This is a genomic window from Pseudomonas sp. AL 58 (genome assembly GCF_036348395.1).
Classification (GTDB): Bacteria; Pseudomonadota; Gammaproteobacteria; order Pseudomonadales; family Pseudomonadaceae; genus Aquipseudomonas; species Aquipseudomonas defluvii.
This window is the reverse complement of sequence record NZ_JAZBQR010000003.1, coordinates 259,834-284,918: the sequence shown is the minus strand read 5'-3', so window position 1 is coordinate 284,918 and position 25,085 is coordinate 259,834. Positions and strand designations below refer to the sequence as shown.

The following is a 25,085-nucleotide window of genomic DNA, read 5'->3' as shown; positions in this document are numbered from 1 at the left end:
AGTCCCCCGCGATGACGCCAATCGACGCCAAGCGCCCGCTGCAGCTCAATGATCAGGGCCAGCTGCGCCACTTTCTCTCGCTCGACGGTTTGCCCCGCGAACTGCTGACCGAAATCCTCGATACCGCCGACTCCTTCCTGGAAGTCGGTGCCCGGGCCGTGAAAAAGGTCCCATTGCTGCGCGGTAAAACCGTGTGCAACGTGTTCTTCGAGAACTCCACCCGTACCCGTACCACCTTCGAGCTGGCTGCCCAGCGACTCTCGGCGGACGTGATCACCCTGAACGTGTCGACCTCCTCGACCAGCAAGGGCGAGACGCTGTTCGACACGCTGCGCAACCTCGAGGCCATGGCGGCCGACATGTTCGTGGTCCGTCATGCCGACTCCGGTGCCGCACACTTCATTGCCGAGCACGTGTGCCCGGACGTGGCGATCATCAACGGTGGCGACGGCCGTCACGCACACCCGACCCAGGGCATGCTCGACATGCTGACCATCCGTCGGCACAAGGGCAGCTTCGAGAACCTCTCGGTGGCGATCGTTGGCGACATCCTGCACTCGCGGGTCGCCCGCTCGAACATGCTCGCGCTGAAAACCCTGGGCTGCCCGGACATCCGCGTGATCGGCCCGAAAACCCTCCTGCCAGTGGGCATCGAGCAGTACGGCGTGAAGGTCTACACCGACCTGGAGCAAGGCCTGAAAGACGTCGACGTGGTGATCATGCTGCGCCTGCAACGTGAGCGCATGCAGGGTGGCCTGCTGCCGAGCGAGGGCGAGTTCTATCGCCTGTTCGGCCTGACCACCGCGCGCCTGGCCGGCGCCAAACCGGACGCCATCGTCATGCACCCGGGGCCGATCAACCGTGGGGTCGAGATCGAATCGGCCGTGGCCGATGGTGCCCACTCGGTCATCCTCAATCAGGTCACCTACGGCATTGCCGTGCGCATGGCCGTACTGTCCATGGCCATGAGCGGCCAGACCGCACAACGTCAATTCGAGCAGGAGAACGCCCAGTGACCCTCAGCATTCTCGGCGCCCGGATCATCGACCCGGTCAGCGGCCTGGACCAGGTCAACGACCTGCACATCGACGCGGGCAAGATCGTTGCCATCGGCGCCGCCCCGGCCGGCTTCAACGCTGCGCGCAGCCTGGATGCCCAAGGCCTGGTGGCTGCTCCGGGCCTCGTCGACCTCAGCGTCGCCCTGCGTGAGCCGGGTTACAGCCGCAAAGGCACCATTGCCAGTGAAACCCGTGCTGCTGCAGCCGGTGGCGTCACCAGCCTGTGCTGCCCGCCACGGACCAAGCCAATACTGGATACCTCGGCAGTCGCCGAGCTGATTCTCGACCGCGCCCGTGAAGCCGGGCATGCCAAAGTATTCCCGATCGGCGCCTTGAGCAAAGGCCTGGAAGGCGAGCAACTGGCCGAACTGATAGCCCTGCGAGATGCGGGCTGCGTGGCCTTCGGCAATGGCCTGAGCGGCTTTGCCAACACCCGCACCCTGTGCCGCGCACTGGAATACGCCGCCACCTTCGACCTGACGGTGATCTTCCACTCCCAGGACCGCGACTTGGCCCAGGGCGGCCTCGCCCATGAAGGCGCAATGGCCAGTTTCCTCGGCCTGCCGGGTATTCCCGAAACCGCCGAGACCGTGGCGCTGGCGCGTGACCTGCTGCTGGTTGAACAAACCGGCGTGCGCGCACACTTCAGCCAACTGACCAGCGCCCGCGGCGTCGAGCTGATTGCCCAGGCCCAGGCCCGTGGCCTGCCCGTGACCGCCGATGTCGCCCTGTACCAGTTGATCCTCACCGATGAAGCGCTGGTGGACTTCTCCAGCCTTTACCACGTCCAGCCGCCGCTGCGCACCCGGGCCGACCGCGAAGGCCTGCGCGAGGCCGTGAAAGCCGGTGTAATCCAGGCCATTTCCAGCCATCACCAGCCTCACGAACGTGATGCCAAGCTGGCACCATTCGGCGCCACCGAACCAGGTATCAGCAGTGTCGAACTGCTGCTGCCGCTGGCCCTGACGCTGGTCGAAGACGGCCTGCTGGACCTGAAAACCCTGCTCCAGCGCCTGTCCAGCGGCCCGGCGCACGCCTTGCGCCTGCCGGTTGGTGAACTGAAGGTGGGGGCAGCCGCCGACCTGGTGCTGTTCGATCCGAAGGCCTCGACTGTCGCGGGCGAACAATGGCGCTCCAAGGGTGAAAACTGCCCGTTCATCGGCCACTGCCTGCCAGGCGCCGTACGTTACACCCTGGTCGACGGGCATATCAGCCACGAAGCCTGAGCCTGCTGACACCTCAGGCTGCTGAAGAACCCCCGCTTTTTAGCGGGGGTTCTTTTTTAAGCCAACGACAGCGTAAGACCGTAGCGCCCCCTGACCGACTCGCCTGAGACGGCACATGGGAAGCCGGCAAGACCCGCCAGCAAAACAACCGCTCATCCGTAGCAGTTGAAATACCCGTCATCACCCCCATATGAGTCTGCATCGGCATTTTCGCCCCGCTGCGTGGAGACTCTCCCCTTGACCACCATCGTTTCAGTACGTCGCCACGGCAAAGTCGTCATGGGCGGCGACGGCCAGGTTTCACTCGGCAACACCGTGATGAAAGGCAACGCGAAGAAAGTTCGTCGCCTGTACCATGGCCAGGTGCTCGCTGGCTTCGCCGGCGCCACCGCCGATGCGTTCACCCTGTTCGAGCGTTTTGAAGGCCAGCTGGAAAAGCACCAGGGCCACTTGATCCGCGCTGCCGTCGAACTGGCCAAGGAGTGGCGTACCGACCGCTCCCTGAGCCGCCTGGAAGCCATGCTAGCGGTCGCTAACAAAGATGCCTCGCTGATCATCACCGGCAACGGTGACGTGGTCGAGCCGGAAGATGGCCTGATTGCCATGGGCTCCGGCGGCAACTTTGCCCAGGCCGCCGCACGCGCGCTGCTGATGAAGACCGACCTGTCGGCCCGCGAAATCACCGAGACGGCCCTGGGTATCGCCGGCGATATCTGCGTATTCACCAACCACAACCTGACCATCGAGGAAGAGGACCTGGCGGAGTAACCAGCTGTTCTGGCGCCCAGCATTTCATCGCTGGGCTTTTCCACGCTGAACTCATCGTTAAAGGACCACCTATCACCATGTCCATGACCCCCCGCGAAATCGTCCACGAACTCAACCGCCATATCATCGGCCAGGACGATGCCAAGCGCGCTGTCGCCATTGCCTTGCGCAACCGCTGGCGCCGGATGCAGCTGCCTGCTGAGCTGCGCGTCGAAGTGACCCCGAAGAACATCCTGATGATCGGCCCGACCGGCGTCGGTAAAACCGAAATCGCCCGGCGTCTGGCCAAGCTGGCCAACGCACCGTTCATCAAGGTCGAAGCGACCAAGTTCACTGAAGTCGGCTATGTGGGCCGAGACGTCGAGTCGATCATCCGCGACCTGGCCGATGCCGCCATCAAGCTGCTGCGCGAACAGGAAATGGTGCGCGTGCGCCATCGCGCAGAGGACGCCGCCGAAGAGCGTATCCTCGACGCCCTGCTGCCACCGGCCCGCACAGGTTTCAACGAAGACGCCGCCCCGAGCCAGGACTCCAACACCCGTCAGCTGTTCCGTAAGCGCCTGCGTGAAGGCCAACTGGACGACAAGGAAATCGAGATCGAAGTCGCCGAGGCGATGGGCGTCGACATTTCTGCGCCGCCGGGCATGGAAGAGATGACCAACCAGTTGCAGAACCTGTTCGCCAACATGGGCAAGGGCAAGCGCAAGAGCCGCAAGCTCAAGGTCAAGGAAGCCCTGAAGCTGGTGCGCGACGAAGAAGCCGGGCGCCTGGTCAACGAAGAAGAACTCAAGGCCAAGGCCCTGGAAGCCGTCGAGCAGCACGGCATCGTGTTCATCGACGAAATCGACAAAGTCGCCAAGCGTGGCAACGTCGGCGGTGCCGATGTATCCCGTGAGGGCGTGCAACGCGACCTGCTGCCGCTGATTGAAGGCTGCACGGTGAACACCAAGCTGGGCATGGTCAAGACCGACCACATCCTGTTCATCGCCTCGGGTGCGTTCCACCTGAGCAAGCCAAGCGACCTGGTTCCCGAACTGCAAGGCCGCCTGCCGATTCGTGTCGAACTCAAGGCCCTGAGCCCGCAAGACTTCGAGCGCATTCTCAGTGAGCCACATGCGTCGCTGACCGAACAGTACCGCGAACTGCTGAAGACCGAAGGCCTGAACATCGAGTTCACCCCGGAAGGCATCAAGCGCCTTGCCGAGATCGCCTGGCAGGTCAACGAGAAGACCGAGAACATCGGTGCCCGTCGCCTGCACACGCTGCTGGAGCGCCTGCTGGAAGAGGTGTCGTTCAGCGCTGGCGACCTGGCCAGTGCCCACAGCGAAACACCGATCCAGATCGACGCCGACTACGTCAACAGCCACCTGGGCGAATTGGCGCAGAACGAAGACCTGTCTCGTTATATTCTGTAAGCCTCACCCTCTTACAGGCAGGGCCGTTCGCGGCCCTGATCGCTTATGACTCGACTCCCCACCGCAATCAATCTGCACAAAGCCTCCAAGACCCTGAGCCTCAGCTATGGGCCCAACGAGGTCTACCACCTGCCCGCCGAGTTCCTGCGCGTGCACTCCCCCTCCGCCGAGGTCCAGGGCCACGGCAGCCCCATCCTGCAATTCGGCAAGCTCGGGGTCGGCCTGAGCGCGATCGAACCAGCCGGCCAGTACGCACTGAAACTGACCTTCGATGACGGCCACGACAGCGGTCTGTTCACCTGGGAATACCTTGAGCAACTGTGCCTGCGCCAGGAACAGCTCTGGGCCGAGTACCTGGAGGAACTGGCCAAAGCCGGCAAATCCCGCGACCCTTCCGAGTCTGTCATCAAACTGATGCTCTAATCAGGCACTCTTGCGTTTTAGAGCGCATTTTCTAATTTGATCTGCTTGAATGCCTCTGCACAGCCAATGGATGGCTGGCGTGCGCAACACCTTAACGTCGGGTTACCAATGGATCTGGCAAGTTCCCTGCATCGGTTTTTTTGCAGGCTCTAGTCGAGATGCCGAAGTCGCGAGCGAGCGCAGGCTGTCTTCTCACGCAAAGACCACCCGCACGACGCGCCTTCGTTTTCATCCAGACACGCTGTACGCAGTTCGTTATCACTGGTCACCCGAGCAGTAGTACCGGCCTCTCCTGTGCCACCGCCACAGCCAAAACCGGTACTCGTCTCAGGACAACGGAGCGTCGTAGATGAGCAACAAGAACAACGATGACCTGCAGCGCCAAGCCTCGGAAAACACCCTGGGCTTAAACCCTGTAGTGGGCTTGCGCCGTAAGGATTTGCTGACTTCTGCCCGTATGGTGCTGCGCCAGGCCATCCGCCAGCCGCTGCACAGTGCCAAGCATGTCGCGCACTTCGGCATGGAACTCAAGGATGTCCTCTTCGGGAAGTCCAGCTTGCAACCGGAGAGCGATGATCGTCGCTTCAACGACCCGGCCTGGAGCCAGAACCCGCTGTATCGCCGCTACCTGCAGACCTACCTGGCCTGGCGCAAGGAGTTGCACGACTGGATCGACGACAGCAATCTGTCGGAACAGGACATCAGCCGTGGCCACTTCGTCATCAACCTGATGACCGAAGCCATGGCCCCGAGCAATACGGCTGCCAACCCGGCTGCGGTGAAGCGCTTTTTCGAAACGGGCGGCAAGAGCCTGCTGGATGGTTTGTCCCACCTGGCCAAGGATCTGGTGAACAACGGCGGCATGCCCAGCCAGGTCAACATGGACGCCTTCGAGGTTGGCAAGAACCTGGGCACCACCGAAGGCGCCGTGGTGTTCCGCAACGAAGTACTGGAGCTGATCCAGTACCAGCCAACCACCGAGCAAGTGCTTGAACGCCCGCTGCTGGTGGTACCGCCGCAGATCAACAAGTTCTACGTCTTTGACCTGAGCCCGGAGAAAAGCCTGGCACGCTTCTGCCTGCGCTCCAACGTGCAGACCTTTATCGTCAGTTGGCGAAACCCGACCAAGGCTCAACGCGAATGGGGCCTGTCGACCTACATTGATGCACTGAAAGAAGCCGTCGACGCCGTGCTGGCGATTACCGGCTGCAAAGACCTGAACATGCTCGGCGCCTGCTCCGGTGGGATTACGTGCACCGCGCTGCTCGGCCATTATGCGGCGCTGGGCGAGAACAAGGTCAATGCCCTGACCCTGCTGGTCAGCGTACTCGACACCACCCTCGACAATCAGGTAGCACTGTTCGTCGACGAGCAGACCCTGGAAGCCGCCAAGCGACACTCCTACCAGGCCGGCGTGCTGGAAGGCCGCGACATGGCCAAGGTATTCGCCTGGATGCGGCCCAACGACCTGATCTGGAACTACTGGGTCAACAACTACCTGCTGGGCAATGAACCTCCCGTGTTCGACATCCTGTTCTGGAACAACGACACCACGCGCCTGCCAGCCGCCTTTCACGGCGACCTGATCGAAATGTTCAAGAACAACCCATTGACCCGCGCCGATGCACTGGAAGTGTGCGGTACCCCTATCGACCTGAAGAAGGTCACCAGCGACATCTACAACGTCGCCGGTACTGCCGACCACATCACACCGTGGCAGTCCTGCTACAGATCCGCACAGCTGTTCGGCGGCAACGTGGAGTTCGTGCTGTCCAATAGCGGCCATATCCAGAGCATCCTCAACCCGCCGGGCAACCCCAAGGCACGCTACCTGACGGGAGGTGAGCTGTTGTCACAGGCCAGCGAATGGCAGGAAAACGCCATCAAGCACCCAGACTCCTGGTGGCTGCACTGGCAAAACTGGCTGACAGAGCGCTCGGGAGAGCTGAAAAAAGCACCGACACGCCTTGGCAGCAAGGCCTACAGCGCAGGCGAAGCCGCACCGGGCACCTACGTTCACGAGCGTTGATACACCCGCCGCCGTGGCCTGCCGAGGGGCACGGCGCTTTATCCATCACAGGGGCTCGCGCATGCCGCAACCGTACGTTTTCAGAACTGTCGATCTGGATGGTCAATCCATCCGAACGGCAGTTCGCCCCGGCAAATCGCACTTGACGCCCTTGCTGATCTTCAACGGCATTGGGGCCAACCTGGAACTGGTGTTTCCATTCATCCAGGCGCTGGACCCGGACCTGGAAGTGATCGCCTTTGACGTGCCCGGTGTCGGCGGCTCCTCCACCCCGCGCCGCCCGTACCGCTTTCCAGGCCTGGCCAAACTGACCGCACGCATGCTCGATTACCTGGACTATGGCCAGGTCAATGTCATCGGGGTTTCCTGGGGTGGCGCTCTGGCGCAACAGTTCGCCCATGACTACCCGGAACGCTGCAAGAAACTGGTACTGGCGGCGACCGCTGCCGGTGCGGTCATGGTCCCCGGCAAGCCCAAGGTGCTGTGGTTGATGGCCAGCCCGAGGCGCTACATACAGCCCTCCCATGTCATCCGCATTGCCCCGGACATTTATGGCGGTGCATTTCGCCGCGACCCGGACCTGGCCTTGTCACACGCGGCCAAGGTGCGCTCTTCGGGCAAGCTGGGCTATTACTGGCAACTGTTCGCCGGGCTTGGCTGGACCAGCATCCACTGGCTGCACAAGATCCAGCAGCCAACCCTGGTGCTGGCCGGTGACGACGACCCCTTGATCCCACTGATCAATATGCGCCTGCTGGCCTGGCGAATTCCCAATGCCCAGCTACACATAATCGACGACGGCCATCTGTTCCTTGTCACCCGGGCCGAGGCCGTCGCACCGATCATCATGAATTTCCTCCAGCAGGAGCGCCAGCGGGCCGTGATGCATCCTCGGCCTGCACCTGGCGGTTGAGCGGTGCCCTGGCCTGTCGCTTGCGTGCGTGGGAGAAAGGCTCCGCCAGAACCGCGAAGCGCAGTTGGTGCCGCACTTGCATGGATGAGTGTGTTGATGGCTTGACGACGGAGTGTTGCCTGATGAAAGACAGACCCGCGAAGGGCGTACCACCGGCCCCCGCCACCTATATCAACGCGCAGAACGCGATCACCGGATTGCGCGGCCGCGACTTGATCTCGACCTTGCGCAGTGTCAGTCGCCATGGTTTGCGCCACCCGCTGTACACAGCCAAACACATGCTGGCTCTGGGCGGACAGTTGGGTCGGGTGCTGCTGGGCGATACACCTCATCAACCCGGCCCTCGCGACGAGCGCTTCAACGATCCGACCTGGCGCCAAAACCCTTTTTATCGGCGTGGCCTGCAGGCCTACCTGAGCTGGCAGAAGCAGACAAGCCAGTGGATCGACGGCAGCCAACTGAGCCATGACGACCGCGCCCGTGCGCACTTCCTGTTTTCACTGATCAACGATGCCCTGGCCCCGAGCAACTCACTGCTCAACCCGCTTGCGGTGAAGGAGCTGTTTAACACCGGCGGCCTGAGCCTGCTGCGTGGCCTGAACCATCTGCTTGATGACCTGCGGCACAATGACGGGATGCCCCGGCAGGTCAACCGGGAGGCCTTTGAGGTCGGCAAGACACTGGCCACCACACCCGGCGCCGTGGTGTTTCGCAACGAACTGCTGGAGCTGATCCAGTACAAGCCGATAAGCGAGAAACAGTACGCCCGGCCCTTGCTGGTGGTGCCGCCCCAGGTCAACAAGTTCTATATCTTCGACCTCAGCCCGCACAACAGCTTCGTCCAGTACATGCTCAAGAACGGCCTGCAGGTGTTCATGATCAGCTGGCGCAACCCAGACCCGCGCCACCGTGAGTGGGGCCTGTCCAGCTATGTGCAGGCCCTGGAAGAAGCCACCAACGCCTGCCGAGCCATCAGCGGCAGCCGAGACGTGAACCTCATGGGGGCCTGCGCAGGTGGTTTGACCATGGCCGCGCTACAGGGCCATTTGCAAGCCAAGCGCCAGTTGCGTCGGGTACACAGCGCCACCTACCTGGTGAGCCTGCTCGACAGCCAATTCGACAGCCCGGCCAGCCTGTTCATCGACGAACAGACCCTGGAAGCCGCCAAACGACGCTCCTACCAGCACGGCGTACTCGACGGGCGCGAAATGGCCCGCGTGTTCGCCTGGATGCGCCCCAACGATCTGGTCTGGAACTACTGGATCAACAATTACCTGCTGGGCAAGTCGCCACCGGCGTTCGATATCCTCTACTGGAACAACGACAGCACCCGCCTGCCCGCCGCGCTGCACGGCGACCTGTTGGACTTCTACAAGCACAACCCGCTAGCCCACGCCGCTGGCCTGGAAGTGTGCGGCACCCCCATCGACTTGCAGAAGGTTACGCTCGACAGCTTCACCGTGGCCGGCGACAACGACCACATCACCCCATGGGATGCGGTCTATCGCTCGACCCTGCTGCTCGGCGGTGAACGGCGCTTCCTGCTGGCCAACAGCGGGCATATCCAGAGCATCATCAACCCGCCGGGCAATCCCAAGGCCTGGTTCATGGAAAACCCGAAACTGAGCAGTGACCCACGCGCCTGGTTCTATGACGCCAAGCAGGTCGATGGCAGCTGGTGGCCGACGTGGCTGGAATGGATACAGAAACGCTCCGGGACGCAACGCGAAACCCTGAATGTACTCGGCAACCCAAACTTTCCCCCCATGGACCCCGCACCCGGCACCTACGTGCTGGTGCGCTGAACAAGAAGAACGGATGAAAACCCGCGACCGTATCCTTGAGTGTGCCCTGCAACTGTTCAACCAACAGGGTGAACCCAACGTCTCGACTCTGGAGATCGCCAATGAAATGGGCATCAGCCCGGGCAACCTGTATTACCACTTCCATGGCAAGGAGCCCCTGGTACTCGGGCTGTTCGAGCGTTTCGAGGAAGAACTGACGCCGCTGCTCGATCCACCGGTCGACCTGCGCCTGGATGCCGAGGACTACTGGCTGTTTCTGCACCTGATCGTCGAACGCATGGCCCAGTACCGCTTCCTGTTCCAGGACCTGTCGAACCTGGCCGGACGCCTGCCACGCCTGGCACGCGGTATCCGCAACCTGCTCAACGCGCTCAAGCGCACCCTAGCCGCCCTGCTGTCCAGCCTCAAGGCGCAAGGCCAGATCAAGGGCGACACGCGCACCCTCGGCCAATTGGTCGAGCAGATCACCCTGACCCTGCTGTTCTCGATGGATTACCAGCGCATCCTGGCTCGCGACAGCCAGGTCGGCATCGTCGTCTATCAGGTGATGATGCTGGTCGCACCGCACCTTGAGCCTGCGCCACGGCATGCGGCCGAACAGCTCGCGCTGCGTTATCTGGACGATTGACAGCCTCACCGGCCAGAACTGAAAACGCCCGGCACACAGGCCGGGCGCTTGTCGACAGCCGCCTCGATCAGGCCTGGCTGGTAGATGCCGGGGTCGCCGACGGCGTACCGCTGACCGGGGCTGGCGCCGCGCTTGCTGCTGGCGTGGCGGCCAGAGCGGCGTTCACGGTTTCAGCAGGCTTGGTCGCCGGTGCCTTTTTCACGGCCGGTTTTCTTGCCACGGGCGGCTTGGCAGCAGCAGGCTTGGCCGCGGCTTTTGCAGCTGCAGGCTTGGCAGCCGGTTTAGCCGCTGCAGCCTTGGCTACGGGTTTGGCTGTAGATTTGGCAGCGGCTTTCGGCGCGGCCTTGGCCAGTGGCTTGGCGGCAGTGGCAGGCTTGGCCGCAGCAGGTTTGGCCGAAACCGACTTGACCGAGGCGCCGGTGAGCTTCTCGATCTGCTTGGTCAGGGTATCGACCTGCTGATGCAGTGCCTTGACCTCATTGCGGCTAGGCACCCCCAGACGCGAAATCGCACTGTTCAGGCGCTTGTCGAAGGCTTCTTCGAGCTCGCTCCACTTGCCCAGCGCCCGCTCCTTCACATCGCCAACCCGTGATTTCGCGGACTTTGCCGAACTCTTTGCAGCATCTACCTGCTCGTCGACCCGGGTCTTGGCCTGCTTCTCGGCTTTCTCGCCATCCTTGACCAGGGTTTCGAACAACTTACTGCCATCGTTGCTGATCTTTGAGTAAGCGCCCAAGCCTGCCAGCCAGATCTGACGGGAGTACTTTTCGACCTCGCCGACCCAGGAGCTGCCTTCTTTTTCTACTTTCTTCTTGCCAGCCATCCCGCTCTCCTTAGTGTTTACGTGCAACGTGTTCGAGCAATGCTGTCAGCTCATCGAGCTTGGCAGAAAGTGTCTCCACGTCATGTTTAGACGGAATGCCGATACGATTCAAGGCGCTGGCGACGCGCGTGTCGAATGCCTTCTCGATTTTATCGAGCTGCACTTCGACCTTGCCTTTGACGCCACTGATCTCATCCTTGACCGAATCGATCTGGCTGTTGGCCGCGTCGAGCTCATGGTCGATACGCTTTTTGCCGCGTTTTTCGATACCTTCGCCCGCCTTGACCAACTCTTTCAAATAGTCGGCACCTTCCTGCCCGACCCGGGCATAGGCTCCCAGGCCTGCCAGCCAGATCTTGCGCGCGTAACCGCGCACCTCACCCAGCGTGCCGCTCTGGGCATGCTCTTTTTGCTTCAGGGAAACCTTGGCCATGCTCTGCACCTCACGTTGATCGCGGAAATGGAGAAACTGCCCACGAGGTCGGGGCTTGTGCACAAGGTAGGGGGAAAAATTAGAATGCTCACCCTAAGGCGAGATAACCGCACTACGCCCTTGGCGGCAAAGCCGACGCCTGTGACGATGACAGGTACCGGCGTTGCAGGCGAAGAGCACCGAGATGTCAGGCCAGGGCCTTGTCCAGCGCCCGCTCGATTTCAGCCTTGATGGTCCCGCCCATCATCGACAGCATCATCCCCAGTTTCAATTCGACGCGAATGCTGTCGTCACCGATCTGAATGCTGCCATTGGCGCCACTGCGCTTGACCTGGACAGTGTCGCCTTCCCACTGTGCCTTGAGGTCATACTCCCGGGCCAGGCGCTCCACCAGGGCTTCGGCCTTCTGCCGGGCCGCCTCGCGGCCTAGGCTGTGTCTACGTTCAACGCTGATCTGGGTCATTCAATCAATCCTGGCTAAGAAGGCATACTGGCGGCCTATATTAGCCCGCCCCCCTCCTGCGACACAGCCCGCCAAGACAAATCACGCCGCACGCCCTAGAATGGCGGTAATTTTTTCCGGTGACAGCGATATGAACGATCAGCGCAAAGGCGAAAACGCCGAAACCACCACTCACTTCGGCTACCAGAGCGTGCCGGAAAGCCAGAAGGCGGAAAAGGTCGCTGAGGTTTTCCACTCGGTGGCGGGTAAGTATGACTTGATGAACGATGTGCTTTCCGGCGGCATGCACCGCCTGTGGAAGCGCTTCACCATTGAACTGTCGGGCGTTCGCAGCGGTAACCGCGTCCTCGACATCGCCGGCGGTACCGGCGATTTGACCCGCAAGTTCTCCCACCTGGTCGGCCCGACCGGTCAGGTCGTACTGGCCGACATCAACGCCTCGATGCTCAAGGTCGGGCGTGATCGGCTGCTCGACCTGGGTGTGGCTGGCAACGTCGAGTTCGTCCAGGCCGATGCCGAAAAGCTGCCCTTCCCGGACAACCATTTCGACTGCGTCACCATCGCCTTCGGCCTGCGCAACGTCACCCACAAGGAAGACGCCCTGCGCTCCATGCTGCGAGTGCTCAAGCCCGGTGGCCGTCTGCTGGTGCTGGAGTTCTCCAAGCCGACCAACAAGGTGATGTCCAAGGTTTACGATGCCTATTCGTTCGCCTTCATGCCGCTGATGGGCAAGCTGATCACCAACGACGCCGAGAGCTACCGCTACCTGGCCGAATCGATCCGCATGCACCCGGATCAGGAAACCCTCAAGGCGATGATGGTTGAAGCCGGTTTTGACCGCGTGACCTATCACAACATGACCAGCGGCATCGTTGCCCTGCACCGCGGCATCAAACCCTGATGTTGCTGAGCGGCCTTCTCGCCAGTGTCGAACACGGGGTCAACCGTGTTTTGCGCCTGGACAGCACGGCACTGCCACGCCTGGCACGGCTCGAGGGCAAGGTGATTGCCATCGACTGTCGCCAGCCAGCGCTGCAGTTGTTCATCCTGCCCAGCGATGAAGGCCTGCTGTTCGCCGCGCATTGGGCAAACGACGCCGACTGCACCCTGCGTGCACCGGCTTCAAGCCTGATGCGCCTGGCCATGAGCAAGGACAAGACCGCCGTGCTGCACAGCCCGGAGGTCGAACTCGACGGTGACAGTGGAGCACTGCTGGACCTGGTCGCAGTGCTACAAGACCTTGAACTGGACTGGGAGTATGAAGTCTCCCGCTGGCTCGGGCCGGTGGCTACGCAACTGATCAGCGGTCACCTGCGCAGCCGCGCCCAGTGGACCCGCCAAGGCCTGTCCAGCCTCAACCAGAACATCGCCGAGTACCTGGCCGAAGAGGCCCGGACACTGGTTGGGCAGCGCGAAGCAGAGGTGCGCTTCAGCGAGCTCGACACACTCAAAGTCGATATAGAACGTCTCGAGGCGCGTATTGAGCGCCTTGCCCGATCCCTTGAATCCAGCGATAACGCATGAAGCTGCTTGCCGTCCGCCGTCTGTTGCGCATCCAGCGCGTCGTAATCCGCTACCGTCTCGATGACCTGCTGTTCGCCCTGCCGTTGCCCTGCTGGCTGATGGCGCTGCGTTTCGTCATGCCTTGGCGTTGGCTGCCACGCAAGCCCGTGGCGCTGAGCCGTGGCGCACGCCTGCGCCTGGCGTTGCAGGATCTGGGGCCGATCTTCATCAAGTTCGGTCAGTTATTGTCGACCCGCCGCGACCTGCTGCCCGAAGACATTGCCGATGAGCTGATGTTGCTGCAGGACCGCGTACCGCCGTTCGATCCGCAAAAAGCCATCGCCATGATCGAGGAACAACTCGGGGCGAAAATCAGCGAAGTGTTCAGGCGCTTCGACGTCGAGCCCTTGGCTTCGGCCTCTGTGGCCCAGGTACATGCGGCGCAGCTGAAAAGTGGCGAAGAAGTGGTGGTCAAGGTCGTACGCCCGGGCCTCAAACCCATCATTGCCCAAGACCTGGCCTGGCTGTTCCTGATTGCCCGTGCCGCCGAGCGGCTCTCATCCGACGCCCGCCTGCTGCACCCCGTGGAAGTGGTCAGCGACTACGAAAAGACCATCTACGACGAACTCGACCTGTTGCGCGAGGCAGCCAACGCCAGCCAGCTCAAGCGCAATTTCGAAGGTTCGGAAATGATGTACGTTCCGCAGGTGTACTGGGACTGGTGCCGGCCGAAAGTGCTGGTCATGGAGCGCATCTACGGCATTCAGGTTACAGACCTGGCGACCCTGGCCGATCAGCGCACCGACATGAAGATGCTCGCCGAGCGCGGCGTCGAGATCTTCTTTACCCAGGTATTTCGCGACAGTTTCTTCCATGCCGACATGCACCCCGGCAACATCTTCGTCAGTACCGTGAAGCCGTGGAGCCCGAAGTACATCGCCATCGACTGCGGCATCGTCGGCAGCCTGACCCCCGAAGACCAGGACTACCTGGCGCGCAACCTGTTCGCGTTCTTCAAGCGTGACTACCGCCGCGTCGCGCAATTGCATATCGACTCGGGTTGGGTGCCTGCGCACACCAAGCTGAACGAGTTCGAGGCGGCGATCCGCACCGTATGCGAGCCGATTTTCGAGAAACCGCTGAAGGACATCTCCTTCGGCCAGGTATTGATGCGCTTGTTCCAGACAGCCCGGCGTTTCAACATGGAAGTCCAGCCTCAGTTGGTACTGCTGCAGAAAACCCTGCTGAACATCGAAGGCCTGGGCCGTCAGCTCTACCCCGAGCTAGACCTGTGGAGCACCGCACAGCCGTTCCTGGAGCGCTGGATGCGTGATCGCGTCAGCCCGAAATCGTTGCTGCAGAACCTGCACAACCAGGTTGAACAGGTACCCCATCTGGCCGGTATGGCCCGCGACCTGCTCGAACGCCTGTCGCAACCGCATGCCAGCGAGCAATCAACGGCCCGGCGCCAGAACACCGACAGCTGGGCGCTGCGCCTTTTGGGCGCCGGCCTGCTCGCCGGTGGCGCAACCCTCGCCGCGGGTGCCATCAGCCTCAGTGCTCCCGCGGCCTGGCCGGCCTGGCTGATGCTCGCCGCCGGGCTCTACCTGATCGTGCGTCGATAGCCAGCCAGACACCTGGCTGGCAAACTAGCGAAAACATTCGACATAAGATCGAGTGTGGTTTTGGAGTTTTTCATGAAAGACTGGCTGGACGAGATCAACTGGAACAGCGACGGTTTGGTACCGGCGATCGCCCAGGACCACAAGACCGGGCGCGTACTGATGATGGCCTGGATGAACCGCGAAGCACTGACCCTGACTGCCGCTGAGCAGCGTGCCATCTACTGGTCGCGTTCGCGTGGCAAACTGTGGCGTAAGGGTGAGGAGTCGGGGCACGTGCAAAAACTGCACGAAATGCGCCTGGACTGCGACGCCGACGTGATCATCCTGATGGTCGAGCAGTTGGGCCATATCGCCTGCCATACCGGCCGTGAAAGCTGCTTCTATCGTGTCTTCGAGAACGGCGAATGGAAAACCGTCGACCCGGTTCTGAAGGATCCACAAGCCATCTACAGCGCAGGACACTGACATGAGCGACACCCTGACCCGTCTGGCCGAAGTGCTGGAGGCGCGCAAAGGCGCAGCACCCGACAGCTCCTACGTCGCCAGCCTGTACCACAAGGGCCTGAACAAAATCCTGGAAAAGGTCGGCGAAGAATCGATCGAGACTATCATTGCTGCCAAGGATGCTGCTGCCAGTGGCGACTACAGCGATGTCATCTACGAAACCGCAGACCTGTGGTTCCATAGCCTGGTAATGCTGGCCTCGTTGGGACAGCACCCCCAAGCGGTACTGGACGAACTGGACCGTCGCTTTGGCCTGTCCGGGCACGCCGAAAAAGCTGCGCGCAAGCCAGATCTGACTGAATAAATTCGAAGGAGTGCACCATGGGTATTTTTGACTGGAAACACTGGATCGTACTGTTGGTCGTCGTGGTGCTGGTGTTCGGCACCAAGAAGCTGAAGAACTTCGGCAGCGACCTGGGCGAATCGATCAAGGGCTTTCGCAAGGCCATGAACGAGGAAGACAAGCCCGCCGACGCAGCGCCTGCCCAACCTACCCAGGCACACTCATCGCAAACCATCGACGGCCAGGCACACAAGGTCGAAGAGCCCGTCCGGCAAGAACCGGTCCGGAAGGACTAACCCATGTTCGGGATCAGCTTCTCCGAGCTGCTGCTCGTCGGCCTGGTTGCCTTGCTGGTACTTGGCCCAGAACGCCTGCCCGGCGCGGCGCGCACTGCGGGCCTGTGGATCGGGCGGCTCAAGCGCAGCTTCAATTCAATCAAGCAGGAAGTGGAGCGTGAGATCGGCGCCGACGAAATTCGTCGCCAGTTGCACAACGAGCACATCCTCTCGATGGAGCAAGAAGCACGCAAGATCCTCAATCCGCAGAGCGTAGCGCCCCAGCCTTTCCAGCCACCGGCTGAAAGCAGCCCCGCACAGCCAGCGCCGAGCCTGACGCCAGCTGCCACGGACGCACCGGCTGCGCCTGCGCCTCTCAACGATTCGCCACAACCGCCGCGAGCACCATGAGCGATATCCCGGAAAACGACCAGCCAATGCCGCTGGTTTCACACCTCACTGAACTGCGCACACGCCTGTTGCGTTGTGTTGCGGCCATCTTCCTGATCTTCGCCGGGCTGTTCTCCTTCGCGCAGCAGATCTACACCCTGGTGTCGGCACCGTTACGCGCACACCTTCCGGCCAACGCAACGATGATCGCCACCGATGTGGCCTCGCCGTTCCTGACGCCGTTCAAGCTGACCATGATCGTCTCGCTGTTTCTGGCGATCCCGCTGATCCTGCATCAGATCTGGGGGTTTATCGCGCCCGGCCTGTATCGCCACGAAAAGCGCATCGCCGTGCCCCTGCTGGTATCGAGCATCCTGCTGTTCTATGCCGGCATGGCATTCGCCTACTTTTTGGTGTTCCCACTGATTTTCGGTTTCTTTGCCAGCGCGACACCGGAAGGCGTCTCGATGATGACGGACATCGCCAGTTATCTGGACTTCGTCATGACCCTGTTCTTCGCCTTCGGCGTTGCCTTTGAAATTCCGGTGGCGGTGGTGCTGCTAGTCTGGATCGGCGTGGTCGACGTCAAGTACCTGAAGAAGATACGCCCTTACGTGATCATCGGCTGCTTCGTCGTAGGCATGATCCTGACCCCGCCAGATATCTTCTCGCAGACGCTGCTGGCAGTGCCCATGTGGCTGCTGTTCGAGATTGGCGTACTGTTCGGCGGCCTGATCCGCAAGCGCAGCGAACACCCTGAGGCACCCGAGCAAGACCACAACGACCAGCCGCCAGCGACCCAAGCGTGAACCTGCTGTTACTTGAGGAAGCCGACTTCGTTGCGGCTGACCGGGTGGTGCTGGGCGACCGCCGCTTTACCCACATGCAGGAAATTCACCGGGTAGCGGTCGGTGACAACCTGCGGGTTGGCCGGCTTGGCGGGCAAATGGGCCAGGCTCAGGTACTGCGACTGGAAGGGCATGAGGCGGAGTTGCAGGTCACCTTCGACCAGCCGCCACCGGCCAAGCTGCCGCTCACCCTGGTGCTGGCACTGCCTCGTCCCAAGATGCTACGCCGTGTGTTCCAGACCGTTGCGACCATGGGCGTACCGAAACTGATCCTGGTCAACAGCTACCGGGTCGAGAAGAGCTTCTGGCAAACGCCGTTCCTTGAGCCCGACGCCATTCGCGAGCAGTTGATTCTCGGCCTTGAACAGGCACGCGACACCGTGCTGCCCGAAGTGATCATCGAGAAGCGCTTCAAGCCGTTTGTCGAAGATCGCCTGCCGGCCATCAGTGCCGGCACCCTCGGGCTGGTCGGTCACCCCGGTAATCATCCCCCCTGCCCACGTGGCCTGGACGAGCCGGTAACCCTGGCCATTGGCCCGGAGGGTGGCTGGATCCCCTATGAAATCGACCTACTGAACAAGGCAGGCCTGACGCCGGTACAGCTCGGTGACCGAATCCTACGCGTGGAAACGGCAGTAACCGCATTGCTCGCCAGACTTTTCTGACTTCAGGTTCAATGATCGAGGCCGATGCATTGGCATTAGAACAATGAATCGCCTCGACCGCTGGCAAGGAGTCGCACCATGTACCGTTGGTTCTCCCATCAACTCGGCAATCTCAGCGTTAACCTGAAACTCGGGATTGGCTTTGGCCTGGTGCTGCTGTTAACCCTGATCATCACCTTCACCGGCTGGCAGGGCTTGCAGGGGGTTATCGACCGCGGCGACAAGCTTGCAGCAATCTCCCGCGTGAGCCAGCAGACCCAGGAGCTACGCAATCAGCGCCTGAACTATGAAAAAGAGCGCACGGCAGAGGCAGCAGCCAATGTAGAAAAAGCCTTGGCGGCCCTGGATGACAACCTGCAGCAGGTGCGCAAGCGCATCAACGACAGCCAGGACAACGACCGCCTCAGTCGCCAGATCGATGCCGTAGCCGAGTACCAGCGAGCCTTTACCGACCTCAAACAGGCGGCACAAGATCGCGAGCATAGCCGTGGGCAACTGGGTACGAGCGCTGACCGCGCTGCCGGCCTGCTCGAGCAGATTGAGCAGCAATTGCTCAAAAGTGAAAGCTTGAGCCAGTTCAACAGCGCAATGACCGTTGACAAGCTGCTGCAGAATGCGCGCTTTCAAGTGCGCGGCTACACCTACAGCGGCAAGCCAGAGTTTGAACAAACCGCCACCGCCGCCATCGATCAGGCCGCAGCCCAGCTCAACGCCCTGATCGACAAATTGCCGACCGAGCACACTGAGTCACTGACCAACGCCGGCCAGGCGCTAGCCGGCTACCGAGCAGCCGTTGGCCTCTACCGTGACGCCCAATTGGCCAGCGAACACGCCCTGCAGCGCATGGCACAGCAGGGCCAGGTGTTGCTCGACCTGAGTCGCGAGCTGACGCTGTCGCAAACCCAGCAGCGCGATGACGAGTCGCAGCACGCCAAGCTGATGCTCACGCTCGCCACAGGCCTGGCACTGCTGCTGGGTGTTATCGCCGCCTGGGTCATCACGCGACAAATCATCGTGCCCTTGCGCCATACGCTGACCGTGGTCGACCGTGTTGCCGACGGCGACCTGAGCCAACACGTCAACGTCGAACGCAGCGACGAGCTGGGCCAGTTGCAACACAGCATGCAACGCATGACCCACAACCTGCGCGAACTGATCGGCGGTATCGGCGACGGGGTTACGCAGATTGCCAGCGCGGCCGAACAGCTGTCGGCTGTCACTGAGCAGACCAGCGCTGGGGTCAACAACCAGAAGGTTGAAACCGATCAGGTCGCAACGGCCATGAACGAGATGGCCGCAACCGTGCAAGAAGTGGCACGCAACGCCGAGGAAGCCTCCGAAGCGGCAGTAATGGCCGACCAGCAGGCCCGCGAAGGAGATCGGGTGGTGGGCGAGGCCATCGCCCAGATCGAGCGACTGGCGGCCGAAGTGGAACACTCCAGCGAAGCCATGAGCCAGCTCAAGACCGAAAGCGACAAGATCGGTAGTGTCCTCGACGTGATCAAGGCCGTGGCCCAGCAAACCAACCTGCTAGCCCTCAACGCAGCCATCGAGGCTGCCAGAGCAGGTGAAGCCGGGCGTGGTTTTGCCGTAGTGGCCGACGAAGTGCGCAGCCTGGCACAACGCACACAGCACTCGACCGAGGAGATCGAAGCGTTGATCGCCAGCTTGCAACATGGCACCCAGCAAGCGGCCAGCGTGATGGACAGCAGCCGTGGCCTGACCGAAAGCAGCGTCGAACTGACCCGTCGTGCCGGCACCTCGCTGGAGACGATCACCCGTACCGTGTCGTCCATCCAGTCGATGAACCAGCAGATCGCAGCCGCGGCAGAACAACAGAGCGCCGTGGCAGAAGAGATCAACCGCAGCGTGATGAATGTGCGTGACGTCTCTGACCAGACCTCCGCTGCCAGTGAAGAGACCGCAGCCTCCAGCGTCGAGCTGGCGCGCCTGGGCACTCACCTGCAGACGCTTGTCGGCAAGTTTCGCCTGTAGTCATTAAACACCCTGTAAACGCGCGCCGCCCCTGGCTTTCTGGCCTCGGGCGGCGCGCGCATGTATGCATGAAAGAAAAGCCCTACAAATAACGTAAAAAACTCCAATTTCACGCAAACTTAGGCGAAATTTCCTACATCACTCACAGGTTCAGGTCCTCGTTCTCCGGCCGATGAGCACAATGGCCGCGCCTCCCCCTTCAGGTGCGAAGCCCTTCATCATTCAGGAGAACCGCCATGTTCGGACCCTTGTCCCGCCTGCTTAGCAACCTGAGCGTCAAGCTCAAACTCGCCGCCGGTTTTGCCATGGTTCTGTCGCTGACACTGGCCATAACCCTGTTCGGTTGGACCGCGCTGGGTGATGCCATTGAGAGCTCAAAGCGACTGTCCAGCATTGCCCGACTCAGTGAGCTCAACAAGGATCTGCGCGCCGAGCGCATCACCTTCCGGGTGTTGGCTGACGATGAGAGCAAGGGCCAGGTACTCAAGGCCTTGAACGACATGCAGCACATGCTGGAGCTCATGCTGCCGCAGTTCGACGACCCCGTAGAACTGAAATTGCTGAACGACGAGCAACAGCTCGTGCACGCCTACCAGCGCGACTTCGACACCCTGCAAAAAGCCGTCACGTTGCGCATGACGCACTTTCAAGCGCTGGAGGTTCAGGAGCAGCAAGTTCTCGACACGATTGATGCCATCGAGAAGCAGCTCCTGCTCCTGCAGGATACGGAGCATAACCAGACGGCTCGCTCCAAGGCGCTGACGCTGCTGGAAAACCTGGGGCGGCAGATCGACAATGTCAGTCAGCAACGTCAGGTGCCAGCCTACATGTCCAACCCTACCAGTGCCTTTGCCAATGTCGGCAAGCAGGCGATGACCGCTGCCGAGTCGGCACTCGGTCAGTTGGGCACGGCACTGGCTCAACTCCGGCTGACGGACACCTCGGCACTGCAGGCGAGCGGCTCAGCACTGAGCCGCTATGGCCAGGCGCTGGATCAGTACCGTAATGCAGCCATTGCAGTCGAAAATGTACAGAATGATCTGGAAACCCTTGGCAAGCAGATGCGTGAAGTCGGCCAACGCCTGACAGACCATCAACTCAGTGTTCAAGAGCAAGAGGCGCACACCGCGCAAGCCGCCCTCAGCAGCGTCTCCGCGCTGGCACTGCTGGTCGGTATTCTGGCTGCGTGGATTATCACCCTGCAGATCACCACGCCCCTGCGACACACCCTTGAGCTGGCCGCACGGATTGCTCAGGGTGACCTGAGCGGCGATAGCGAGGTGACGCGCCGGGATGAAATGGGCCAGTTGCAACGCAGCATGCACCGCATGACCTTAAGCCTGCGCGAGTTGATCGGCGGTATTGGTCATAGCACTTCCCAGCTGTCGGACGCCGTACAAACGCTTTCGGCAGTAGCCGCTCAGACACACGGCGGTGTCAGCAGCCAAAAGGAGGAAACCGATCAGGTGGCGACCGCCATGAACCAGATGGCCGCAACGGTACAGGAGGTGGCTCGCAATGCCGAACAGGCTTCGGCTGCAGCCTGTGATGCCGACCATCAGGCCCAACTGGGCGATCAGGTCGTCGCGGAAGCCGTCGCACAAATCGAACAGCTGGCGGATCAAGTCAACCGTTCAATCCAGGCAATGGGCAAGTTGGCGCAGGAAAGCGAGCGCATTGGCAGCATTCTGGATGTGATCAAGTCGGTCTCGGAGCAGACCAACCTGCTGGCACTCAATGCCGCCATTGAGGCGGCCCGGGCAGGTGAGGCTGGACGAGGCTTCGCCGTAGTTGCCGATGAGGTACGAGGGTTGGCACAACGCACCCAGCAGTCCACCGAGGAAATCGAGGAACTGATCGCCAACCTTCACAACGGTACCGCTCAGGTCGTTGAACTGCTCGACAGCAGCAGGAACCTGACCCAGGACAGCGTTGCCCTCAGCAGAAAAGCTGGCGCGGCCCTGGCCCAGATCGCTCACAGCGTCTCGAACATCCAGGGCATGAACCAGCAGATCGCGACAGCCAGCGAAGAGCAAAGCGCAGTCGCCGAGGAGATCAACCGCAACGTGATCAATGTGCGCGATGTTGCCGAGGAAACCGCATCGGCCAGCACACAGATCACCCGATCGAGCGTGGAGCTACAGAAACTGGGCAATCAATTGACGACGATGGTCGGCCGATTCGGCATCTGAGCCTTGCGCAAGGAATGACCCGAGCATGGGGGCTGGCGAACCAGCGCCCATGACACAAGCGCTACAGCACCTGGCGCAGGAACGCCTGGGCACGCAGGTCCTTTGGCGAGGTAAAGAACGCCTCGGGTGGCGAGTCCTCCAGCAGCTTGCCGTGATCGAAGAACAGCACCCGGTCCGCAACTTCGCGGGCAAAGCCCATCTCGTGGGTGACGCAGACCATGGTCATGCCTTCCACAGCCAGGGTCTTCATGACGTCCAGCACTTCACCGACCATTTCCGGGTCGAGTGCCGAGGTCGGCTCGTCAAACAACATCACCTTCGGGTCCATCGACAGTGCCCGGGCAATCGCCACGCGCTGCTGTTGGCCACCCGAGAGCCTGGAGGGGTACTCGTTGGCCTTCTGACCGATACCGACCTTCTCCAGCAATGCCCGCGCCTTGGCCTCGCGCTCCTGCTTGCTGCGCTTGCGCACCACCTTCTGTGCCAGGCACAGGTTCTCCAGCACGGTCATGTGCGGGAACAGGTTGAAGTGCTGGAACACCATGCCGACTTCACGACGATAGGCGTTGATGTCGGTCTTCGGGTCGTTCAACTGCAAGCCGTCAATGGCCACCGAGCCCTCATCAAAACTTTCCAGGCCATTGAGGCAGCGCAGGAAGGTCGACTTGCCCGACCCCGAAGGACCGAGCACTACCAATACTTCGCCCTTGGCTACGTCGGTGCTGACGTGGTCGACAGCTCGTACCACCTGACCACGGGTATCGAAGACTTTTACCAGATCGCGAACTTCAATCACTTTGCGCGAGCCTCCGCTCAAGCCGGCTGGCGAAATGCGACAGCGGCAGGTTGATCAGCAGGTACAGGCCGGCAACGCAGAACCAGATCTCGAAGGTCGAGAACGAGGTAGTAATTGCCTCACGGCCACTTTTGGTCAATTCGGTGATTGCAATGACCGAGACCAGCGACGTGTCTTTGACCAGGCTGATGAATTGCCCTGCCAGCGGCGGCAGGACACGTTTGAATGCCTGTGGCAGCACCACATGGCGCATCGACTGGCTCGCGCTCAGCCCCAGCGAGCGGGCGGCTTCACTCTGACCACGGGCAATCGACTGAACCCCCGCACGCACGATCTCGGCCACGTAGGCACCGGTAAACAGCGCCAGGGCCGCCACCCCGGCGAACTCTCGAGACAGGTTGAGCACCGTGCCGATGAAGAAATAGAAAATGAAGATCTGCACCAGCAACGGCGTACCACGCACCAACTCGACGTACACCGTCGACAGGTCGCGCAGGGTCGGGTTGTTCGAGAGCCGACACAAACCGGCCACCAGGCCGACCAGCAGGCCCAGCACACCGGAGGCCAGCGAAATCCATACGGTGGTCCACAGGCCCCAGGCCAGCGGCCCTGCGGTCCAGTGCCGAGTGACACCCACCAGATCGCCTTCAGCAACATCGTCGCCCTTGGACAGCTGCAGGCTGTTCTGCTCGACGTCCAGCACTTGTTCGCCGCCGTCTTCGTCGCGCAGGGTGACCTTGGCCATGCTGCCCTGCTGCACAATGGCTTCGACCTTGCCGTAGCCGGCCGCGCGCTGCGCTTCTTCAGCCTGGTAAGCGAAATACTGTGGCACCCGACTCCAGCGCCACTCGTAGGAAATCACCGAGGTCGCGTAATACAGGCTGACGGCCAGGCCGACCAACACCAATGCGGTCAGCCCGTGCCAAGGCCACTGAGCTTTCTTGTGTTTAATCACGAAAGGTAGTTCCGTAAAAGCGAACGCGCAGGGCTAGCCTGCGCGTCAGGTTTCAAGCCAGTCGAACGACGGCCTTATTCCATGTCCTTGAGCCAAGCGGTGTCTTTGAACCACTTGTCATGGATACGTTTGTAAGTGCCGTCGTTGTGGATCTGGTGCAGGTAGTTGTTGATCCAGTTGATGCTGTCGTAGTCGCCTTTCTTCAGGCCGAAGGCCAGCGGCTCATAGGTGAACGGCTCGTCCAGGAACAGCAGCTTGCCAGCACCGGCCTTGTTCACCGCAACCACGTTGTAGGGGGCATCGTAAATGAACGCATCGGCTTTGCCGTTGACCACGTCCATCACGGCTTCCTGCTCGTTGTCGTAGCCGTGATACTTGGCTTTGCCGATCAGCTTCTTGGCGACCAGTTCACCGGTAGTACCCACCTTGGAGGTGATACGGTACTCGTCGGTGTTCAGGTCTTTGTACGACTTGACCTTGTCTGCGAGCTCCTTGCGGATCAGCAGGGTCTGGCCGACCACGATGAAGGGTTCGCTGAAGTTCAGACGCAGGTTGCGTTCCTGGGTCAGGGTCATGCCGCTGCCGATCATGTCGAACTTGTCGGTCAGAAGCGCCGGGATGATACCGTCATAGCTGGTGGACACCAGCTCCAGCTTGACGCCCATGGCCTTGGTCATGGCCTTGAGCAGGTCGACTTCGAAGCCGATGATTTCGCCACGCTTGTTGGTCATCTCGAACGGCATGTAGGTAGGGTCCATACCCACGCGCAGGGTGCCGCGCTTGACTGCGTCGTCAATTGCCCCGGCCTGGGCCGTTGCCACTGTAGCCAGTGCTGCGACGCCGGCCAGCAGCATCGACAGGTACTTTTTCATCATCACCAGATCCCCCAACAGGAAAGCTCGAATTTTATTGTGATCGCAGATCGCCCTGATGGACGACGCACTGTATCGAAGTGCGCGATGCTACCCCATGCGCCGCAAGGCACATATAGGCGATAAGCACTTTGTTATGTGTTGTCGGCAGAAACGACATCGCCGGCAAGCCCAAGCCCCATGTAGGGCACTCAGGTT

The 25,085-nt window shown here is 61.2% G+C and carries 25 protein-coding genes and 3 pseudogenes; 22 read left to right on the top strand and 6 right to left on the bottom strand.

The window, feature by feature from the left end; genetic code table 11:
* Positions 1 to 11 precede the first annotated feature (11 nt).
* The 9 genes from UIA24_RS04300 to UIA24_RS04260 all read left to right on the top strand — a co-directional run bounded on the left by UIA24_RS04300 (position 12) and on the right by UIA24_RS04260 (position 10,265).
* On the top strand, positions 12 to 1,016 hold the full coding sequence (locus UIA24_RS04300) for an aspartate carbamoyltransferase catalytic subunit (RefSeq protein WP_065761896.1): 1,005 nt from the start codon (positions 12 to 14) through the stop codon (positions 1,014 to 1,016).
* Positions 1,013 to 2,284: a dihydroorotase gene (locus UIA24_RS04295; protein ID WP_330522262.1), complete on the top strand. Its 1,272-nt coding sequence runs from the start codon at positions 1,013 to 1,015 to the stop codon at positions 2,282 to 2,284. The genes UIA24_RS04300 and UIA24_RS04295 overlap by 4 nt, the downstream gene beginning before the upstream one ends.
* A 237-nt stretch (positions 2,285 to 2,521) precedes the next feature.
* Complete coding sequence (gene hslV, locus UIA24_RS04290; RefSeq protein WP_065761255.1) at positions 2,522 to 3,052, top strand: ATP-dependent protease subunit HslV; 531 nt, start codon at positions 2,522 to 2,524, stop codon at positions 3,050 to 3,052.
* 77 nt (positions 3,053 to 3,129) lie between these two features.
* Positions 3,130 to 4,467 carry an ATP-dependent protease ATPase subunit HslU gene (gene hslU, locus UIA24_RS04285; protein WP_099773368.1) on the top strand — a complete coding sequence of 446 codons (1,338 nt, stop codon included), beginning with the start codon at positions 3,130 to 3,132 and terminating at the stop codon, positions 4,465 to 4,467.
* Positions 4,468 to 4,512: 45 nt separating this feature from the next.
* A complete protein-coding gene (locus tag UIA24_RS04280) occupies positions 4,513 to 4,890 on the top strand; it encodes a DUF971 domain-containing protein (protein WP_330522261.1) in 378 nt (125 codons plus the stop codon).
* 349 nt (positions 4,891 to 5,239) lie between these two features.
* On the top strand, positions 5,240 to 6,919 hold the full coding sequence (gene phaC / locus UIA24_RS04275; RefSeq protein WP_330522260.1) for a class II poly(R)-hydroxyalkanoic acid synthase: 1,680 nt from the start codon (positions 5,240 to 5,242) through the stop codon (positions 6,917 to 6,919).
* Between the two features lie 61 nt (positions 6,920 to 6,980).
* Positions 6,981 to 7,832 carry a poly(3-hydroxyalkanoate) depolymerase gene (gene phaZ / locus UIA24_RS04270; RefSeq protein ID WP_065761259.1) on the top strand — a complete coding sequence of 284 codons (852 nt, stop codon included), beginning with the start codon at positions 6,981 to 6,983 and terminating at the stop codon, positions 7,830 to 7,832.
* A 122-nt stretch (positions 7,833 to 7,954) separates the two neighbouring features.
* The gene (gene phaC, locus UIA24_RS04265) at positions 7,955 to 9,637 is read left to right on the top strand and encodes a class II poly(R)-hydroxyalkanoic acid synthase (RefSeq protein WP_330522259.1); all 1,683 of its coding nucleotides are present in this window, start codon (positions 7,955 to 7,957) and stop codon (positions 9,635 to 9,637) included.
* Positions 9,638 to 9,650: 13 nt separating this feature from the next.
* Positions 9,651 to 10,265 (top strand): TetR/AcrR family transcriptional regulator, encoded by a 615-nt coding sequence (locus tag UIA24_RS04260; protein WP_065761261.1) that lies wholly within the window; start codon positions 9,651 to 9,653, stop codon positions 10,263 to 10,265.
* A 67-nt stretch (positions 10,266 to 10,332) separates the two neighbouring features.
* Here UIA24_RS04260 and UIA24_RS04255 read toward each other — a convergent pair whose 3' ends face one another.
* The 3 genes from UIA24_RS04255 to UIA24_RS04245 all read right to left on the bottom strand — a co-directional run bounded on the left by UIA24_RS04255 (position 10,333) and on the right by UIA24_RS04245 (position 11,984).
* A complete protein-coding gene (locus UIA24_RS04255; RefSeq protein ID WP_099773366.1) occupies positions 10,333 to 11,088 on the bottom strand; it encodes a phasin family protein in 756 nt (251 codons plus the stop codon).
* A 10-nt stretch (positions 11,089 to 11,098) separates the two neighbouring features.
* Entirely contained in the window at positions 11,099 to 11,521 is a 423-nt protein-coding gene (locus UIA24_RS04250; RefSeq protein ID WP_065761263.1) for a phasin family protein, read from the bottom strand.
* Between the two features lie 187 nt (positions 11,522 to 11,708).
* On the bottom strand, positions 11,709 to 11,984 hold the full coding sequence (locus UIA24_RS04245) for a polyhydroxyalkanoic acid system family protein (protein WP_065761264.1): 276 nt from the start codon (positions 11,982 to 11,984) through the stop codon (positions 11,709 to 11,711).
* 130 nt (positions 11,985 to 12,114) lie between these two features.
* On the opposite strand from UIA24_RS04245, the gene ubiE reads away from it, so the two are divergent.
* From ubiE to UIA24_RS23190, 13 genes and pseudogenes are all read left to right on the top strand, one after another.
* The gene (gene ubiE / locus UIA24_RS04240) at positions 12,115 to 12,885 is read left to right on the top strand and encodes a bifunctional demethylmenaquinone methyltransferase/2-methoxy-6-polyprenyl-1,4-benzoquinol methylase UbiE (RefSeq protein ID WP_065761274.1); all 771 of its coding nucleotides are present in this window, start codon (positions 12,115 to 12,117) and stop codon (positions 12,883 to 12,885) included.
* Complete coding sequence (locus tag UIA24_RS04235; RefSeq protein WP_065761265.1) at positions 12,885 to 13,508, top strand: ubiquinone biosynthesis accessory factor UbiJ; 624 nt, start codon at positions 12,885 to 12,887, stop codon at positions 13,506 to 13,508. The genes ubiE and UIA24_RS04235 overlap by 1 nt, the downstream gene beginning before the upstream one ends.
* Entirely contained in the window at positions 13,505 to 15,112 is a 1,608-nt protein-coding gene (gene ubiB / locus UIA24_RS04230) for a ubiquinone biosynthesis regulatory protein kinase UbiB (RefSeq protein ID WP_330522258.1), read from the top strand. The genes UIA24_RS04235 and ubiB overlap by 4 nt, the downstream gene beginning before the upstream one ends.
* Before the next feature lie 72 nt (positions 15,113 to 15,184).
* Positions 15,185 to 15,577 (top strand): phosphoribosyl-AMP cyclohydrolase, encoded by a 393-nt coding sequence (gene hisI / locus UIA24_RS04225; RefSeq protein ID WP_065761267.1) that lies wholly within the window; start codon positions 15,185 to 15,187, stop codon positions 15,575 to 15,577.
* 1 nt (position 15,578) lies between these two features.
* On the top strand, positions 15,579 to 15,920 hold the full coding sequence (locus UIA24_RS04220; RefSeq protein ID WP_065761268.1) for a phosphoribosyl-ATP diphosphatase: 342 nt from the start codon (positions 15,579 to 15,581) through the stop codon (positions 15,918 to 15,920).
* A 17-nt stretch (positions 15,921 to 15,937) separates the two neighbouring features.
* Complete coding sequence (locus UIA24_RS04215; RefSeq protein WP_065761269.1) at positions 15,938 to 16,195, top strand: twin-arginine translocase TatA/TatE family subunit; 258 nt, start codon at positions 15,938 to 15,940, stop codon at positions 16,193 to 16,195.
* Positions 16,196 to 16,198: 3 nt separating this feature from the next.
* Positions 16,199 to 16,585, top strand: a complete 387-nt coding sequence (tatB, locus tag UIA24_RS04210) for a Sec-independent protein translocase protein TatB (protein ID WP_099773364.1) — start codon at positions 16,199 to 16,201, stop codon at positions 16,583 to 16,585.
* Positions 16,582 to 17,373, top strand: a complete 792-nt coding sequence (gene tatC / locus UIA24_RS04205) for a twin-arginine translocase subunit TatC (RefSeq protein WP_065761271.1) — start codon at positions 16,582 to 16,584, stop codon at positions 17,371 to 17,373. The genes tatB and tatC overlap by 4 nt, the downstream gene beginning before the upstream one ends.
* Positions 17,370 to 18,077 carry a 16S rRNA (uracil(1498)-N(3))-methyltransferase gene (locus tag UIA24_RS04200; RefSeq protein ID WP_330522257.1) on the top strand — a complete coding sequence of 236 codons (708 nt, stop codon included), beginning with the start codon at positions 17,370 to 17,372 and terminating at the stop codon, positions 18,075 to 18,077. The genes tatC and UIA24_RS04200 overlap by 4 nt, the downstream gene beginning before the upstream one ends.
* Positions 18,078 to 18,155: 78 nt before the next feature.
* Positions 18,156 to 19,217, top strand: a pseudogene (locus UIA24_RS23205) (methyl-accepting chemotaxis protein); the annotation flags it as partial.
* The gene (locus UIA24_RS23200; protein WP_442963004.1) at positions 19,200 to 20,072 is read left to right on the top strand and encodes a methyl-accepting chemotaxis protein; all 873 of its coding nucleotides are present in this window, start codon (positions 19,200 to 19,202) and stop codon (positions 20,070 to 20,072) included. The pseudogene UIA24_RS23205 and the gene UIA24_RS23200, both read left to right, overlap by 18 nt.
* Before the next feature lie 236 nt (positions 20,073 to 20,308).
* Positions 20,309 to 21,409: pseudogene (locus UIA24_RS23195) on the top strand (methyl-accepting chemotaxis protein); the annotation flags it as partial.
* Positions 21,392 to 22,142, top strand: a pseudogene (locus tag UIA24_RS23190) (methyl-accepting chemotaxis protein); the annotation flags it as partial. The pseudogenes UIA24_RS23195 and UIA24_RS23190, both read left to right, overlap by 18 nt.
* Before the next feature lie 183 nt (positions 22,143 to 22,325).
* Here UIA24_RS23190 and UIA24_RS04185 read toward each other — a convergent pair.
* From UIA24_RS04185 to UIA24_RS04175, 3 genes are all read right to left on the bottom strand, one after another.
* Entirely contained in the window at positions 22,326 to 23,060 is a 735-nt protein-coding gene (locus UIA24_RS04185; protein ID WP_065760652.1) for an amino acid ABC transporter ATP-binding protein, read from the bottom strand.
* Positions 23,053 to 24,015: an amino acid ABC transporter permease gene (locus tag UIA24_RS04180; RefSeq protein ID WP_065760651.1), complete on the bottom strand. Its 963-nt coding sequence runs from the start codon at positions 24,013 to 24,015 to the stop codon at positions 23,053 to 23,055. The genes UIA24_RS04185 and UIA24_RS04180 overlap by 8 nt, the downstream gene beginning before the upstream one ends.
* Positions 24,016 to 24,089: 74 nt before the next feature.
* Complete coding sequence (locus tag UIA24_RS04175; RefSeq protein WP_176717448.1) at positions 24,090 to 24,887, bottom strand: transporter substrate-binding domain-containing protein; 798 nt, start codon at positions 24,885 to 24,887, stop codon at positions 24,090 to 24,092.
* Positions 24,888 to 25,085 lie beyond the last annotated feature (198 nt).

Excerpts from the sequence above, each read along its gene's own strand:
- UIA24_RS04300 (WP_065761896.1), top strand. The coding sequence starts at position 12 with ATGACGCCAATCGACGCCAAGCGCCCGCTGCAGCTCAATGATCAGGGC.
- hslU (WP_099773368.1), top strand. The coding sequence starts at position 3,130 with ATGTCCATGACCCCCCGCGAAATCGTCCACGAACTCAACCGCCATATC.
- UIA24_RS04280 (WP_330522261.1), top strand. The coding sequence starts at position 4,513 with ATGACTCGACTCCCCACCGCAATCAATCTGCACAAAGCCTCCAAGACC.
- phaC (WP_330522260.1), top strand. The coding sequence starts at position 5,240 with ATGAGCAACAAGAACAACGATGACCTGCAGCGCCAAGCCTCGGAAAAC.
- phaZ (WP_065761259.1), top strand. The coding sequence starts at position 6,981 with ATGCCGCAACCGTACGTTTTCAGAACTGTCGATCTGGATGGTCAATCC.
- phaC (WP_330522259.1), top strand. The coding sequence starts at position 7,955 with ATGAAAGACAGACCCGCGAAGGGCGTACCACCGGCCCCCGCCACCTAT.
- UIA24_RS04260 (WP_065761261.1), top strand. The coding sequence starts at position 9,651 with ATGAAAACCCGCGACCGTATCCTTGAGTGTGCCCTGCAACTGTTCAAC.
- UIA24_RS04255 (WP_099773366.1), bottom strand. The coding sequence starts at position 11,088 with ATGGCTGGCAAGAAGAAAGTAGAAAAAGAAGGCAGCTCCTGGGTCGGC.
- UIA24_RS04250 (WP_065761263.1), bottom strand. The coding sequence starts at position 11,521 with ATGGCCAAGGTTTCCCTGAAGCAAAAAGAGCATGCCCAGAGCGGCACG.
- UIA24_RS04245 (WP_065761264.1), bottom strand. The coding sequence starts at position 11,984 with ATGACCCAGATCAGCGTTGAACGTAGACACAGCCTAGGCCGCGAGGCG.
- ubiE (WP_065761274.1), top strand. The coding sequence starts at position 12,115 with ATGAACGATCAGCGCAAAGGCGAAAACGCCGAAACCACCACTCACTTC.
- UIA24_RS04235 (WP_065761265.1), top strand. The coding sequence starts at position 12,885 with ATGTTGCTGAGCGGCCTTCTCGCCAGTGTCGAACACGGGGTCAACCGT.
- ubiB (WP_330522258.1), top strand. The coding sequence starts at position 13,505 with ATGAAGCTGCTTGCCGTCCGCCGTCTGTTGCGCATCCAGCGCGTCGTA.
- hisI (WP_065761267.1), top strand. The coding sequence starts at position 15,185 with ATGAAAGACTGGCTGGACGAGATCAACTGGAACAGCGACGGTTTGGTA.
- UIA24_RS04220 (WP_065761268.1), top strand. The coding sequence starts at position 15,579 with ATGAGCGACACCCTGACCCGTCTGGCCGAAGTGCTGGAGGCGCGCAAA.
- UIA24_RS04215 (WP_065761269.1), top strand. The coding sequence starts at position 15,938 with ATGGGTATTTTTGACTGGAAACACTGGATCGTACTGTTGGTCGTCGTG.
- tatB (WP_099773364.1), top strand. The coding sequence starts at position 16,199 with ATGTTCGGGATCAGCTTCTCCGAGCTGCTGCTCGTCGGCCTGGTTGCC.
- tatC (WP_065761271.1), top strand. The coding sequence starts at position 16,582 with ATGAGCGATATCCCGGAAAACGACCAGCCAATGCCGCTGGTTTCACAC.
- UIA24_RS23200 (WP_442963004.1), top strand. The coding sequence starts at position 19,200 with ATGCAACGCATGACCCACAACCTGCGCGAACTGATCGGCGGTATCGGC.
- UIA24_RS04175 (WP_176717448.1), bottom strand. The coding sequence starts at position 24,887 with ATGAAAAAGTACCTGTCGATGCTGCTGGCCGGCGTCGCAGCACTGGCT.